At 68.2% G+C, this 14,740-nt stretch carries 14 protein-coding genes; 9 read left to right on the top strand and 5 right to left on the bottom strand.

Annotation, left to right across the window (positions count from 1 at the left end):
• Window positions 1-140 precede the first annotated feature (140 nt).
• Together ACYQ1Z_RS03680 and ACYQ1Z_RS03675 are read left to right on the top strand one after the other, a co-directional pair.
• Window positions 141-2,228, top strand: a complete 2,088-nt coding sequence (locus ACYQ1Z_RS03680) for a penicillin acylase family protein (RefSeq protein ID WP_459791145.1) — start codon at window positions 141-143, stop codon at window positions 2,226-2,228.
• Entirely contained in the window at window positions 2,225-2,806 is a 582-nt protein-coding gene (locus ACYQ1Z_RS03675) for a GNAT family N-acetyltransferase (RefSeq protein ID WP_459791144.1), read from the top strand. Before ACYQ1Z_RS03680 ends, ACYQ1Z_RS03675 begins: the two co-directional genes overlap by 4 nt.
• A gap of 21 nt (window positions 2,807-2,827) precedes the next feature.
• On the opposite strand, the gene ACYQ1Z_RS03670 is transcribed toward ACYQ1Z_RS03675, so the two are convergent.
• Together ACYQ1Z_RS03670 and ACYQ1Z_RS03665 are read right to left on the bottom strand one after the other, a co-directional pair.
• The gene (locus tag ACYQ1Z_RS03670; protein ID WP_459791143.1) at window positions 2,828-3,007 is read right to left on the bottom strand and encodes a hypothetical protein; all 180 of its coding nucleotides are present in this window, start codon (window positions 3,005-3,007) and stop codon (window positions 2,828-2,830) included.
• A gap of 137 nt (window positions 3,008-3,144) precedes the next feature.
• Entirely contained in the window at window positions 3,145-4,185 is a 1,041-nt protein-coding gene (locus ACYQ1Z_RS03665; protein WP_459791142.1) for an NAD(P)-dependent alcohol dehydrogenase, read from the bottom strand.
• 153 nt (window positions 4,186-4,338) lie between these two features.
• Between ACYQ1Z_RS03665 and ACYQ1Z_RS03660 the strand changes: the two genes are divergently transcribed.
• Entirely contained in the window at window positions 4,339-5,223 is an 885-nt protein-coding gene (locus ACYQ1Z_RS03660) for a helix-turn-helix transcriptional regulator (RefSeq protein ID WP_459791141.1), read from the top strand.
• Window positions 5,224-5,256: 33 nt separating this feature from the next.
• On the opposite strand, the gene ACYQ1Z_RS03655 is transcribed toward ACYQ1Z_RS03660, so the two are convergent.
• Window positions 5,257-6,399 (bottom strand): PQQ-dependent sugar dehydrogenase, encoded by a 1,143-nt coding sequence (locus ACYQ1Z_RS03655; protein ID WP_459791140.1) that lies wholly within the window; start codon window positions 6,397-6,399, stop codon window positions 5,257-5,259.
• Between the two features lie 524 nt (window positions 6,400-6,923).
• Here ACYQ1Z_RS03655 and ACYQ1Z_RS03650 point away from each other — a divergent pair.
• The 6 genes from ACYQ1Z_RS03650 (at window position 6,924) to ACYQ1Z_RS03625 (ending at window position 12,774) form a co-directional block, all read left to right on the top strand.
• The gene (locus ACYQ1Z_RS03650; protein WP_459791139.1) at window positions 6,924-8,042 is read left to right on the top strand and encodes an ABC transporter substrate-binding protein; all 1,119 of its coding nucleotides are present in this window, start codon (window positions 6,924-6,926) and stop codon (window positions 8,040-8,042) included.
• Window positions 8,039-8,896, top strand: a complete 858-nt coding sequence (locus tag ACYQ1Z_RS03645; protein WP_459791138.1) for an ABC transporter permease — start codon at window positions 8,039-8,041, stop codon at window positions 8,894-8,896. The genes ACYQ1Z_RS03650 and ACYQ1Z_RS03645 overlap by 4 nt, the downstream gene beginning before the upstream one ends.
• The gene (locus ACYQ1Z_RS03640; RefSeq protein ID WP_459791137.1) at window positions 8,872-9,636 is read left to right on the top strand and encodes an ABC transporter ATP-binding protein; all 765 of its coding nucleotides are present in this window, start codon (window positions 8,872-8,874) and stop codon (window positions 9,634-9,636) included. The genes ACYQ1Z_RS03645 and ACYQ1Z_RS03640 overlap by 25 nt, the downstream gene beginning before the upstream one ends.
• Before the next feature lie 82 nt (window positions 9,637-9,718).
• Window positions 9,719-11,095 (top strand): LLM class flavin-dependent oxidoreductase, encoded by a 1,377-nt coding sequence (locus tag ACYQ1Z_RS03635; RefSeq protein ID WP_459791136.1) that lies wholly within the window; start codon window positions 9,719-9,721, stop codon window positions 11,093-11,095.
• 145 nt (window positions 11,096-11,240) lie between these two features.
• A complete protein-coding gene (locus tag ACYQ1Z_RS03630) occupies window positions 11,241-11,663 on the top strand; it encodes a universal stress protein (protein ID WP_459791135.1) in 423 nt (140 codons plus the stop codon).
• A 100-nt stretch (window positions 11,664-11,763) separates the two neighbouring features.
• The gene (locus ACYQ1Z_RS03625) at window positions 11,764-12,774 is read left to right on the top strand and encodes a DUF808 domain-containing protein (RefSeq protein WP_459791134.1); all 1,011 of its coding nucleotides are present in this window, start codon (window positions 11,764-11,766) and stop codon (window positions 12,772-12,774) included.
• Window positions 12,775-12,837: 63 nt separating this feature from the next.
• Here the strand turns inward: ACYQ1Z_RS03625 and ACYQ1Z_RS03620 are convergent, their stop codons facing one another.
• Entirely contained in the window at window positions 12,838-13,674 is an 837-nt protein-coding gene (locus tag ACYQ1Z_RS03620) for an oxygenase MpaB family protein (protein WP_459791133.1), read from the bottom strand.
• Window positions 13,675-13,751: 77 nt separating this feature from the next.
• A complete protein-coding gene (locus ACYQ1Z_RS03615) occupies window positions 13,752-14,699 on the bottom strand; it encodes a polysaccharide deacetylase family protein (RefSeq protein WP_459791132.1) in 948 nt (315 codons plus the stop codon).
• Between the last annotated feature and the right edge of the window lie 41 nt (window positions 14,700-14,740).

The raw sequence follows: 14,740 nt of genomic DNA, 5'->3' as shown, positions 1-14,740 counted from the left end.
TGTTAGGTACTCTAGACCCCGCACCTAACACGTGTCAAGCGTCACATTTGGGGATGGGTTCCCGCCCGCGTACGCTTACTTAGGCTCACCTAAGAAGAAGGACCCCCATTGCCCAGCGCACTTCCCCGCCGGAACCCGGCGTGACCACCGGAATCTTCCGCGACCCCTGGGGCGTCCCGCACCTCCGGGCCGGGTCGCCCAATGAGCTTGCGAGGCTTCAGGGATTCAACACGGCGGCTGACCGGTCCTGGCAGATCGAGGTGGAGCGCTGGCGCTCCGAAGGCCGCACCGCGGAACACCTGGGCGCCGACGGGCTGCTATGGGACAGGTTTGCCCGCCAGGCCCGGATCGACGACACCGCCCGCCGCTGCTTCGATAACCTGGACGAGGAAACGCAGCGCTGGGTCACCTCCTACGTGGACGGCGTCAACCAGGCACTCGCCGATGGCCGCCGCGATGCGCAGGAGTTCCGCGACACGGTCACCGCGCCCGCCGGATGGCAGCCGTGGACGCCGCTGGGCGTGTTCCTGGTCCACCACATCCTTTTCAGCACCTTCCCAAACAAGCTCTGGCGCGACCACGTGGCCCACACGCTGGGACCGGACGCTGTGTCCCTGTTCAGCATTGAAGCCCCGGTATGGTCGGGCAGCAACGCCTGGGCTGTGTCCGGCGGGCTGGCCGCCGGCGGCGCGCCGCTGATTGCCGGCGACCCGCACCGCCTGCTGGAGCTGCCCGGCGTCTACCAGCAGGTGCGGCTTGCGTGCCCGGAGTTCGATGTGGTCGGGCTCGCCTTCCCGGGCGTCCCCGGCCTGCCGCACTTCGGCCATGCCGGCGATGCCGCGTGGGCCGTCACCAACGCGATGGCGGACTACCAGGACCTCTATCGTGAGCAGCTGCGGCGCGACGGCGGGGAGCTCCGGGCCCTCGGCCCGGACGGCTGGGAAGCCGTCCTTGCGGACCATGATGAGGAGATCCTGGTCCGCGGGGCATCCCCGGAGCGCGTTGCCGTCATCGAAACCGCACGTGGACCGGTCATCACCACGGGGTACGACGGCGGCACGCTGAGTCTGCGGACACCGTCACGGTCGAGCGGGCGGCTGGGTTTCGAGGCCCTCCTGCCGCTGCTGCGCAGCCGCACGGCAGCCGACGTGCAGGCCGCGTTCGCCGCCTGGGTGGAACCCGTCAACTGTGTGCTGGCCGCCGATTCAGCCGGGGACGTCCGCCAGCTCGTGGCCGGTGCAGTACCGGAACGGAACCATGAAAACCGGGTCCGTCCGGCGCCGGCTGATTCACCTGCCCATCAATGGACGGGCGGCTGGGTGCGGCTGCCGGCGTCCTCCGTGCAAAGTATGGCCGTGAATGCCAACGACCGCGCGTCCGGTGGGGACGACCTGACCGGCCTGGAATTTGCGCCGGCCCACCGGGCGCGCCGGATCCGGCAGCTGCTGGAGGAAGCGGGAAGCGGCCTGGACGCACACACCATGCAGCGCATCCATATGGACAGCAGGCTCGGACCGTGGCCGGCCCTGCGCGCAGTCCTGGAACGCTGCGGACACCCGGACCGTCCCCTGTCGGCGGCGGCCCTGGAGCTCCGTGGCAGCCTGCTCGGCTGGGACGGCGAGATGGCGGCGGGCAGCATGGAAGCGGGGTCTTTCGCCGCATGGCGCTCCGCTTTCGTCCGGTCCCTGGCCTCCGCTCCCCTGCTGGCCCCGCTGGCGCGGCCCTCCGGCCACTCCCCGCTGTTCAGTCCCTGGCTGAACCCTGTATCCAGGGTCGGGTTCGCGCTGGACACCATCGTGGCCCGGGGCGGCGAAGCAGGCCTGGATGTGGCAGCCGCCGCCGCGGAGGCGCTCGAGGTGGCGGCAGCATCGCCGTCGTCCGCTGCCTGGGGTCGACGGCACACCGTCCTGCCCCTGCACGCCCTTGCCGACTATCCGGCCTCGGGCGTGGCGGCTCCGGCAGTCCCGCCAACCGCGCTGTCCGGTGATACGAACTGCGTGCTGTCAACCGAAAGCCTGCCGGGTGTCACGGACGCGTCGTTCAGGGGGCCGGTGGCCCGGTACGTGTGGGATCTCTCCGACCGGACGCAAAGCCGCTGGATCGTGCCGTTTGGCGCGTCCGGCAACCCCTCCGACAAAAACTTCCTCAGCCAGCTGCCGTTGTGGGCCGCCGGCGAACTCATCCCCGTCGTGACCGACTGGGACCAGCTGACCAAGGAGAACCCATGACCACCGCAATTTCGACTCCCCGGGACGCCGTCTACGAGGAGGAGCTGGCGGGCATCGGCCGGCTGCGGCTGCTGCGCCTCCTGCCGGCGGAGGACGCGGGACTGATCCACGGCTGGGTGAAGGAGGAACGCGCGCGGTTCTGGGGCATGAACGGCTGGAGCCGGGAACAGGTCCGCGAGGTGTACGAATTCCTGGACAGCCTGGACACCCACCACGGGTACCTGATGACGGTGGCCGGGGAGCCCGCCGGCATCTTCCAGACGTACGAGCCCCTGCAGGATCCCGTGGGCGAGGCCTATCCTGCCCGGGAGGAAGACGCCGGCATGCACCTGCTCCTGGCCCCGGCCGCGAACCCGGTGCCCAACTTCACTCCCACCCTGCTGGCTGCCCTGGTCCGGTTCCTGCTGGCAGACCCCGCCAAGGACCGTGTGGTGGCCGAGCCGGATGCACGCAACAGCAAGGCCATCAACCGGTTCCTCGGCTTCGGATTCGAGGCCGGGCCGAAGGTCCAGCTGGCCGACAAGGAAGCACAGCTGGTCTTCCTCAGCCGCGAAAAGTTCGAACCGGCCGCCGGATAGGGCTGAGCCTGTAGCGGCGGCCTACTCCTCGCCGGTGTCCTGCGCTTCCAGGTACTTCGCCATGGCCTCGCAGGCCTGGTTCCATCGCGTGTTCAGGGCGTGCCGGCTCAATGGTGAGAACATGCCGTCCAGCACCTTTTCCACTGCGTCGTATGCGGCGTCCCGGGCTCTTTCCTGCGCCGCCGGGGTGTAGTAGTTCATGCCCGTAATTCGTTGAGCCTCCGCATGTGGATGGCCTTGCTTCCCCAGCCGGCCGGCCGAAGCGAGGTGATCATGCTCAAAGCACGACGGCGGGCAGGCACCTTCCGGAGCCTGCCCGCCGTCGCGCGGTTGCCTGGTTAGAGGGTGGCGGTGTCGATTACGAAGCGGTAGCGGACATCCGAGGCAAGGACACGTTCGTAGGCATCGTTGATTTTCTCGGCCGGAATGACCTCGATTTCGGCACCAATGCCGTGCCCGGCGCAGAAGTCCAGCATCTCCTGGGTTTCAGGGATGCCGCCGATCATGGAGCCGGCGAAGGACCGGCGGCCGCCGATCAGGGCGAAGGCGTTGACGGGCAGCGGCTCGGCGGGGGCGCCGACGTTGACCAGGGCGCCGTCGACGGTGAGCAGCTGCAGGTAGGAGCTGATGTCGATCGAGGCGCTGACCGTGTTGATGATCAGGTCGAAGTGGCCGGCCAGCTGTTCGAAGGTGCCGGGGTCGCTCGTGGCGTAGTAGCCGGTTGCGCCCAGGCGCAGCCCGTCTTCCTGCTTCTTCAGCGACTGGGACAGCACGGTGACCTCGGCGCCCATGGCGGCGGCTTGCTTGACGGCCATGTGGCCGAGCCCGCCGAGGCCGACGACGGCAACCTTCTTGCCGGGGCCGGCGCCCCAGCGGCGCAGCGGCGAGTAGGTGGTGATGCCGGCGCAGAGCAGCGGAGCGGCGACGTCCAGTTCGAGGCCGTCGGGGATGCTGACCACAAAGTGCTCGGTGACCACAACGTGCGTGGAGTAGCCGCCCTGGGTGATAGTCCCGTCGCGGTCCACCGCGCCGTAGGTGCCCACCATGCCCTTGAGGCAGTACTGCTCGTCGCCCTTGAGGCAGTTGGCGCACTCGCGGCAGGAGTTGACCATGCAGCCGACTCCGACGCGGTCGCCCACCTTGTGCCTGGTCACCTCGGAACCGACTTCGGTGACGATGCCGGCGATCTCGTGGCCGGGCACCAGCGGGTACTGCTGCGGTCCCCAGTCGCCGCGGACGGTGTGGATGTCGGAGTGGCAGATGCCCGCGTACTTGATCTCGATCAGGACGTCGTGCGGGCCCACTTCGCGGCGTTCGATGGTGGTGGAGATAAGGTCCTCGGTTGCGGACGGGGATGCATAAGCCTTGACGGTGGTCATGGTTCTCCTGTGGATCTCTTGTGGGGTCAGTAAAAATGCTACCGGGAGGTAAACCAGGTTAAACCGGCATCCATGCCCCCAGCGGTGGCCCTGTTGTAACTGGTTCTGGCAGTCCTACCCTTGGCTCTTGCGATCCGTCGTAACGTGTCCTTTATGGATAACCGAGCCGAGGTACGGCAGTTCCTCTCAACCCGCCGCGGACGCATCACCCCCGAACAGGCCGGGCTGGAGCCGTACGGGGGAAGGCGCCGGGTGCCGGGGCTACGGCGCGAAGAAGTGGCCCGGCTGGCGGGCGTGAGCGTGGACTACTACACACGGCTGGAACGCGGGAACCTGGCCGGCGTCTCGGACAGCGTCCTGGACGCCATCGCGCGGGCTTTGGAACTGGACCGTGCAGAACACGACCATCTTTACGACCTTGCCCGGGCGGCCAACCCGTCCGGCCGGAAGCGCACCGCTGCCCCCATCCCGACGCGTGTGCGGCCCGAGCTCCAGTACCTCCTGGACACGATCACGGGCGCGCCCGCGTTCATCGGGAACAACCGGATGGACATCGTCGCCGCAAACACCCTGGGCTACGCCCTGTATTCGGACATGTACCGCAGCCCGGTCCGCCCGGCCAACCACTCCCGCTTTATCTTCCTGGATCCCCGGGCGCATAACTTCTACACGGAGTGGGACCGGGCGGCGAACACGAACGTGGCCATCCTGCGCCGCGAAGCGGGCCGGAACCCCCACGACAAGGGCATCGCCGAACTGATCGGGGAGCTGTCCATGCGCAGTGATGACTTCCGCACCCTCTGGGCCGCCCACAACGTGCGCCGGCACTATGCCGGCACGAAGATCTTCAGGCACCCCGTGGTGGGGCTCCTTGAACTGAACTACCAGGTCCTCGGCCTGGAAGAGGACCCCGGGCATTCCCTCACCGTCTATCCCCCGACGCCCGGCAGTCCTACGGAGGAATCGCTGAAGCTGCTTGCCTCGTGGGCGGCCACCGAGAACATTGTGGAGCTGGCCCTGGCCGGCGTGCGGAGCTGAACCGGGCTGTAGGCGTATCAGCCCCTGGCTATGTCACTGCCGGCCTAGGGGGACTTCGAGGATCCGGTCGTCACCCGCTCGCGGATTTCCGCGGCCGTCGGTGTTGTTGGTCAGGAACCACAGACGCCCGTCCGGGGAGACTGTGACGTCCCGGATCCGGCCGTACTCTCGGCTGTAGTGCTCCGTCGAGGTCGAGGGGTCGGCTACGGGCACGGAGCGGAGGACTTGACCGCGGAGGTTGGCGACAAACAGAGTGCCGCCGGCGTGGGCCATCCCGCTGGGACTGGCCGCGGAGGGCTGCCATTGCTGCACCGGGTCCACAAACCCTTCCCGCCCGGCGATCCCTTCCACCGGGGGCCAGCCGTAATTGGCCCCCGCTTCGATGATGTTGAGCTCATCCCAGGTGTTCTGCCCGAATTCGGTGGCGAACATCGTCCCGTCGTCCGCCCAGGCCAGGCCCTGCGGATTGCGGTGGCCATAGCTGTACACGAAGGACCCCGGGAAAGGATTGTCCGCGGGCACACCGCCGTCGGGGGTCATGCGGAGGATCTTCCCGGCCAGGGATTCCCGGTCCTGCGCGCTGTCCCGCCGGCTGGCGTCCCCGGCGGTGATGTAGAGCATGCCGTCGGGACCAAAGGCGATCCTGCCGCCGTCGTGGATGCTGGCCGACGGGATGCGCTCAAGGAGCGTGGCGGGCTGCCCCAGGGACAGGGACCCGGGCGCTCCGCTGACTTCGAACCGCTGGACCCGGTTGCCCTCCGACGCCGTGGAGTAGACGTAGAGGTCACCATCGGCTCCGACGGCAAGGCCGAGCAACCCCGATTCTCCCCTCGCGGCCACACCCCCAACTGTTCCGATGGGCCGAGCGGAGCCGTCCGCCGCGAGTTCCAGGATCCGCCCGCTGTTCCGTTCGCTGACCAGCGGCGTGCCGTTCCGGAAAACCACCGACCATGGGGCGTCCAGGTCCGCGGCGACCTGTCGGGGTGTGCCGGCGATAGTGGCGGGAGCCGGCTGCACAGGTGCGGTCGAAGGCCCTGTCGTTGTCACTCCAGACGGGATTGGGGCGGACGTACCCGGTGCACGGGACGGCGTCGGGGAGGGGTCCGGGCCCGCCGTGCAGCCCGCGAGCAGGACGGACACGCCAAGCACAACTGCCACGAGACCTGGTTTACGCATGTACTTCCCCCTCCGCCGTTGTGCCTGCCAACATTTTCCCGCAGTTCCAGTCACATTAACTCCCGTTGCGGTTCGTGGCGCCGGGTTGCCTGGTTTGACCCCCTGATGCGGCAATATTGAGCGCCGTTTCGTCGCGTTGAGCCTCCGTTTCGTGGTGCTGGCCAAGCCCTTGAAGGGCGTGCTTAGGTAGTTCCCACGGTCCCGGCCAGGCCGCGTCAACCACCCCACCAGCACCGACAGCAGACAGGAGGACCTGATGCCGAACCCATCCAGCCACACGCAAGGCAGCACCATGCGGGGTCCGCACTGTGGCGGCTTCCCAATGTCCCCGCCCCGCCGAATGGCAGCAACACGGCGCTAGCTTCGGCAGCAGCTCCGCAGGTTTCCCAGCCGTGGGTCCCGGCGCGTCGGGCCACATTCGCCCGACGCCGGCACTCACCCTTTTCTTCACTTTTCAGCTTCCCGGGCCATCGGCCCAGCTTTGCCCTGCCCGGATTCCCCAACTTTCCCTTCGAAAGGCCAGCATGTCCTTCGCAGCATCCTCCCCCTCCCGGCAGCCTTCAGGCCGGACTTTCTCGCGGCGCAACGCCCTCGGCGCACTCCTGGCGATACCCGCCGTCGGACTCCTGACGGCATGCGGCGGCACTGCCACCGCGGGCAACCCGCAGGCCAGCCAGGCGTCATTCGCGCCATTGGGAACAGCCCTTCCCGCCGGCACCACCATCACGGTCGGCGACCCCACCGTCCGGGTGGCACTGCAACTGTCCGGACTGATCAAGGAACTCGACGGCATCAACGTGGAGTTCGCCAATATCTCCGGCGGCCCGCAAACCACCGAGGCTTTCCGCGCCAACGCCCTGGACGTCGGATCCGTCGCGGACATCCCGCCCATCCACGCCACCTGGACCGGCCTGGACGTCCGCATCATCGCCAGCGCCTACCGGCAGGACGCGGTCAACCATCCGATTTACGAGCTCGGCATCGCACCGGGGGCCGGCATCTCAAAGCTCGAGGAGCTGCGCGGCAAGAAGATCGCGTACAGCCCCGGCCAGGCGCAGGGCGCCCTGGTGCTGCGGATCCTGGAGAAGGCAGGGCTCAAGCAGGAGGATGTCAAGCTCATCGAACTGCCCAGCACCGGCGACGCCTACTCCTCGGCACTGTCCAGCAAGCAGGTGGACGCCGCGCCGCTGGGCGGCGTGCAGATCAAGCGCTACCTCGCCAAGTACAAGGCCGACGGCGGCACCACCCTCCGGCACGGCCTGCGCGATGACCCGGGGCACCTTTACTCCCCCACCAGCGTCCTCGCCGACCCCGCCAAGGCCGCCGCCCTGGCCAAGTACGTCGAGGTCTGGGGCAAGGCCCAGCGCTGGATCGAGGACCATCCCGGGGAATGGCTCGAGGGCTACTACGTCAAGGACCAGGGCCTCTCCCGGGAGGACGGCCAGTACCTGATTGACGCCGCCGGCAAGCGGGACATTCCCACCTCCTGGACCGAGGCCATCGAACGGCACCAGCAGACGATCGACCTGCTGTCCCGCGAACAGAAGAAGCCGCAACTGACAGCGGCCAACCTGTACGACAAGCGGTTCGAGGCGATCGCCGGCACGTCCTTCGCCGCGGCCGCCAACGGAGGCACCGCATGAGCGCCGTGCTGGAGCGTCCCGCCGTCGAACCCCACCTGGACCCTGGACTCGCGGGACGCGAGGACATCCGGCCAACAGGCAGGAGGCTTGGGCCCGGACGACGACGGCAGCTCGCCTGTCTGCTCGGCCCCGGTGCGCTGCTGGCCCTCTGGACCATCACGTCCGCGACAGGGCTCCTTGACCCGCGGATCTTGTCCGAGCCTTGGACCGTGGTGGCCACCGCCGGAGAACTGATCGCCGACGGCCGGCTGCAGGAAAACCTGGCTATTTCCGCCCAGCGCGCCGGCCTCGGACTGTTCTTCGGCATCGTCGTGGGCGCCGTCCTGGCCCTCCTGTCCGGGTTGAGCCGGATCGGGGAGGCGCTGATTGACGGGCCGGTCCAGATCAAGCGCGCCATCCCCGGCCTCGCCCTGATCCCGCTGCTGATCCTGTGGTTCGGGATTGACGAGACCATGAAGGTCCTCACCATCACCCTGGGCGTGTTCGTCCCGATCTACCTGCAGACCCACGCCGGGCTGCGCGGCATCGACCTGCGCTACGTCGAGCTCGCGCAGACTGTCGGCCTGACCCGCGCCGGGTTCATCCGCATGGTGGTCCTCCCCGGCGCCCTGCCGGGGTTCTTCCTGGGCCTCCGCTTCGCCGTCACCGGCGCCTGGGTGTCGCTCGTGGTGGTGGAGCAGATCAATGCCACCAGCGGCATCGGCTACATGATGGAGCTCGCGCGCACCTACGGCCAAACCAACATCATCGTCCTCGGCCTGGCTGTCTACGGCGTCCTTGGCCTCCTTTCCGACGGCATTGTCCGCTTCATCGAACGAAAGGCCCTCTCATGGCAGCGCACCCTGGCGGGCTGACCGCCGTCGCCCACCGTCCGCTCACCGCGTCTTCTCCGGACGCCGTCTCGGTCCGGGACCTGATCCGCAGCTTCGGGCCCAAAGGCGTCCTGAACGGGGTGGACCTGGACATCGCGCCCGGCGAGTTCGTGGCGCTGCTGGGCCCCAGCGGCTGCGGCAAGTCCACGCTGCTGCGCGCCCTCGCCGGGCTCGACCACGACGTCCGCGGCAGCGGCGTGATCAACGTTCCGGAGCGGGTGTCCGTGGTGTTCCAGGACTCCCGGCTCCTGCCGTGGGACACGGTGCTGGGCAACGTCACCCTAGGCCTTCGGGAGCGCGACGCCGAGACCCGGGCGCGCAAGGCCCTCGCCGAGGTGGGGCTCGCCGGCCGCGAAAAAGCGTGGCCGCACCAGCTGTCCGGCGGCGAACAGCAGCGCGTGGCGCTGGCCCGGTCCCTGGTCCGTGAGCCGCAGCTGCTGCTGGCCGACGAGCCGTTCGGAGCCCTCGATGCCCTGACCCGGATCAAAATGCACGGACTGCTCCAGGACCTCGTGGCCGCGCACCGGCCCGCCGTCCTGCTGGTCACGCACGACGTGGACGAGGCCATCGCCCTGGCGGACCGGATCGTGGTCCTGGACCACGGCCGCATCTCGACCATCCGTACGGTTGCCCCGGACATCGGGTCCTCCGCCGATGCCACAGGCCACGAGGCCCTCCGCCGCGACCTGCTCACCGACCTCGGTGTCGGCGCCGGTAGCTGACCCCCTTGCCGGTGGTTGAGCCTGTCGAAACCCCGGTTGCTAAGCCCATCGAAATTCCACATACCTGACTTAAGGACAACCCATGTCTTCTGAAAATCAGCCCCGGCGCCAGCTCCACCTCAACGCGTTCCTGATGAGCACCGGCCACCACGAAGCCTCGTGGCGGCTGCCCGAAAGCGATCCACAGGCCAGCACCGACGTCGAGCACTACAAGAAACTGGCCCGCACCGCCGAGCGCGGCAAGCTCGACTCGATCTTCTTCGCCGACTCCCCCGTCCTGTTCGGCGAGGTGGGCCGCCGGCCGGCCGGCAAGCTGGAGCCCACCATCCTGTTGACGGCCATAGCCGGCGCCACCGAACACATCGGGCTGATCGCCACGGCGTCCACCACGTACAACGAGCCGTTCAACCTGGCCCGCCGCTTCGCCTCGGTGGACTGGGCCAGCGGCGGCCGCGCCGGCTGGAACGTCGTGACCACGGCAGGCCCGGATGCTGCCCGGAACTTCGGCGTTGACGATCAGCCCGCCCACGCCGTGCGGTACGAGCGTGCCGGTGAGTTCATCGAGGTGGCCCGGAAACTGTGGGACAGCTGGCAGGACGACGCCGTGCTCGCTGACAAGGAAGAGGGCGTCTGGGGCGACGCGGACAAGATCCGGACCGTGGACCACGAGGGCAAGCACTTCAGGGTCCGCGGCCCGCTCAACGTGCCCCGTTCACAGCAGGGCCACCCGCTGATTGTCCAGGCCGGCTCCTCCGAGGACGGAAAGGACCTCGCTGCCAAGTACGCCGACGCCGTGTTCACCGCCCACCAGACCCTCGTTGACGCACAGGAGTTCTACCGCGACCTCAAAGCCCGCACCGCCACCGCCGGACGGGACCCGGAAACCATCAAGATTTTGCCGGGCATCGTCCCCGTCATCGGCAGCACCGTCGGGGAAGCCCGGGAACTGGAGCGTGAACTGGACCGGCTGATCAAGCCCGAGTACGCCCGGATCCAGCTGGCCAAGACCCTGCGCGTCGACCCGGAGGACCTGCCGCTGGACCGCCAACTGCCGGACAACCTGCCCAGCGAGGACGAGATCGAGGGAGCCAAAAGCCGCTACACACTGATTGTTCAGCTCGCCCGGCGCGAGCATCTCACGGTGCGCCAGCTCATCGGCCGGCTGGGCGGCGGCCGCGGGCACCGAACATTCACGGGCACGCCTGTGCAGGTGGCGGACACCATCCAGGAATGGTTCGACGGCGGCGCGGCGGACGGCTTCAACATCATGCCGCCGGTGCTCCCGTCCGGGCTGGAGACCTTCGTGGACCAGGTGGTGCCCATCCTGCAGGAACGCGGGCTGTTCCGCACCGGGTACACCGGCCGGACGCTGCGTGAACACTACGGACTTGCCCGCCCGAAGAACCAGTACGCCGGGGCAGAGGCTCCGGAGCTGGCGTCCATCGGTGCCGCCTTCTGACTCCTTAGGTGGGAGAAGCGGACGACGGCGGGACCCACCCGCCGTCGTCCGCTTTCTGTTTAAGAAACCGGCGCTTCCGGACGCCGGCCCGAATCTTCCCTAGACTGGCAAGTGGACCGTCAGCACCCCAAGCGAAGGAGCCCCCATGAGTGGAGTAGTAGTTGTAGGCGTGGATGCCAGCGCATCTGCACGGAAAGCTGCGGAAGTGGCACTTGGCCTGGCAGAGTCGCTGGGAGCGTCACTGCACGTGGTGACGGCCTTCGAGTCGGAGAACGCCGAAACATTCGGTGTGGGGTCGGACAGGGTGACGGTCTACAGCGGAGACAGCGCCGAGCATGTGGCCCAGTCCCTGGCGGCGTCGAAGCCGGGCGTGCAGGTCACGCACTTCGCCGCGCGCGGCAAGCCCGCCGATTCCCTGATCAAGGAAGCCATCCGCCTGGATGCCCGGCTGATCGTGGTGGGCAACCGCCGGATGCGCGGCATCGGCCGGCTGCTGGGCAGCGTGGCCAACAGCGTGGCGCACAACGCCCCCTGCGACGTCTACATCGCCAACACCTACGACGACTAAGCCCCTCCCCGCCGCCATATACTCCAATCATGTCGATCATGAACTTTGACCGGACCATCCGCGGCCAGCAGACCGCTCCCAACCGTCGCGGGGGCGGGCTGTGAGCGGCGGCCTGGTTGCCCTCCTGGACGACGTCGCCGCCCTGGCCCGCATCGCGGCCGCCTCGGTGGACGACGTCGCCGCCGGCGCCGCGAAGGCGAGCGCCAAGGCCGCGGGCGTGGTGATTGACGACGCCGCAGTGACGCCGCAGTACGTGTCCGGCGCGGACCCGTCCCGCGAACTGCCCATGATCAAGAAGATCTTCTGGGGTTCGCTGCGGAACAAGCTCCTGATTATCCTCCCGGCGCTGCTGCTCATCAGCGCGTTCGCCCCCTGGACCATCCCGTTCATCCTTATGCTCGGCGGCACGTACCTCTGCTACGAGGGCGCCGAAAAGGTCTGGCACAAACTCCGCGGGCACCACACCGCGGAGGAAGATACTCCCGCCGTGGAACGGGGCCCCCAGGCGGAGTCCAAGGTGGTCAAGGGCGCCATCACCACCGACTTCATCCTGTCCTGCGAGATCATGGTCATCTCGATGAACGAGGTGGCCACCGAAAACATCTGGGTCCGCGCCCTCATCCTCGTGGTGGTGGCAATCCTGATCACAGTGGCCGTGTACGGCGCCGTGGGCCTGATCGTCAAGATGGACGACATCGGCGTGCACCTTGCCGCCAAGGACTCCGCCCGCTCCAAGCGCCTGGGCGGGCTGCTCGTCCGCGGCATGCCGGCCGTCCTTGGCGCGATCACCCTCATCGGAACCATCGCGATGTTGTGGGTGGGCGGGCACATCATGCTGCAGGGCGCCTACGACCTCGGCTGGCATGGACCGTACGACCTCGTCCATGCGCTCGAGCATCCCTTCGTGGACATCGCCGTCGTGGGCGGCTTCCTGGCCTGGCTGGTGAACACCCTCTGCTCCGCCGTCGTCGGAATCATCTGGGGCCTCATCGTCATGGCGGTCATCGGACCGGTCATGAAGGTCCTGCCGTTCGGCAAGAAGAAGGGCGGCCACGAAGAGGGCGACGCCCGAGCCGCAGCCGCCGGGCACAAGCCGACCGAAAACCACTGACGCAGGAAAGGAAAGCGGACGACGCCGGGACCTCCCGCCGTCGTCCGCTTCCTTTTTGCCCGGTCAGGGCAGCGCGCTACGCACGGCTCCCTGACGCTGGTCCGGCCCTTTCTGGATTTCCTTGCGGATCTCCTTGTCCAGCTCGGCCAGGCAGTAGTCCTTGAACCAGTGCCGGATGTTCCGCGGCAGTCTGGGGTAGGCGACGGCCAGGACTCGGAAGGTGCGGTCGAAGCGGCGCTGCCGGCGCGGATTCCACGGCAGCCCGAAGTCCTGCCGCAGCTGCTCCGGCAGGAGCCCTGCGGTGAGGAAGCGTGCGGGCGGGATGATGGCGCGGTACCAGAGTGCGGTGTGCTTGGGGTAGAGCAGGCCGTGGGCCACGCGAACGCCGGCGGCCTCCGCGCGCAGGGTGGTGTAGCGCCCGTCCCAGTAGCGTTTGAAGGCTGCGCGGTCCTCGGGCCACATGCCCGGCCGGAGCTGCAGGACGGTGCCGATCCGGGCGTAATCCTGGTACATCGCATCGGCGGACTCGTCGTCCAGCGGCCCGTAGATCTTTTCGATGATGGTGACGGCAGTGTCGTACAGCGTTGCCACAACCCACAGCTGCAGCCCGGGGTCGAAGGCGTTGTAACCGGGCGAGGCTTCGGTGTCCTGCCGGCGGACGGGAACGTGGGCGCGGTTCACCTTGCGCCGGACGGCGTTGAGCTGTTCGTCGTTGCCGTAGACCACCGCGTACACGTACGTCAGCGTGCCTTTGAGCCTGTTAACCGGGCGGCCCACGAACGTGCTGTGCTCGTCCACGCCCCGGCCCACGGCGGGGTCGGCGAGCTGCAGCAGGAGGGCCCGCCCCGCGCCGGCGAGGAGGATGCCTTCCGCGCCGTAGTCGGCCATTCCGCGGATCATCTCAACAGGGTACCGGAGCAGGGTTAAACGGACGACGGCGGGAGCCTCCCGCCGTCGTCCGTTTCCGCTGGCCAGGCCTACTTCAGGACGCCTTCGCGCACCTTCGCGGGCTCGAACCGGGCGCCGGCGCCCGGGAACGCGGGCACCTGGATCCGGCCGTGGGTGTGGACCTCGTCCACGGTGGCCTTGGTGTGCCGGGCGATCTCTTCCATCGTGGTCACCCACATCCCGTCTAGGCCCTTTACCCGCTCGATCAGCTGCTCCAGGGCCACCGCCTTGGAGGGGCGGCCGGAGATGAACGGGTGGTTGGTCAGGACGAAGCAGCTGCCTTGGGAGTGGTGAGCCTGCGCTTCGAGCGTCCACATTTCCAGCACCTTGGCCGGGGATTCGATGACGCCGCTGCCGGTCACGCCCGGGTAGAAGGCGTACTGCTCCCAGTCGTCCAGGGTCCAGTCCACCGGGATTTCCACGATGTCACGCGGGTCGTCGGCGGCGACGGCGAAGCGGTAGGGGGCGTCGCCGTCGAGCAGGCTCGAATCGTAGAGGAAGCCGCGGTCGGCCAGGAGGCCGGGTGAGTGCCAGTTCAGCTCCCACCAGGGTGCCCGGTACCCGACGGGCCGGACCCCGGCGACCTTGGCCAGGGCTTCCAGGCCGCGGTCGAGGTAGCTTGCCTCCGTGACGGCGTCGATGCCCTGCATCGGCTCGTGCAGGTAGCCGTGGTGCGCCACCTCGTGCCCGCCGTCCACGATCTGCCGCACAATGTCCGGGTACGATTCGGCCGTAAAGCCCGGGATGAAGAACGTGGCCCGGATGTCCTGGCGTTCCAGGATTTTCAGGAGCCGGGGCACTGCGACCTTGGGTCCGTAGGACTGGTGGGTCATCAGCGACATCCGCCGCGTGCTGGTGGGGTCGTGGGCGATGGTGCAGGATTCGGCGTCGACGTCGAAGGTGAAGGACGCGGCGGCCCTGCAGCCTTCGGGCCAGGTGATGGGGTGCAGGAGGTCCGCGATGGCGGGCTGGTTCACGATGGGATCCTTTCGGCGGGCGCAGGCTGCGCCCGCCTGGA

The organism is Arthrobacter sp. AD-310 (assembly GCF_054656615.1).
This window is presented reverse-complemented; position numbering and strand designations above follow the sequence as displayed.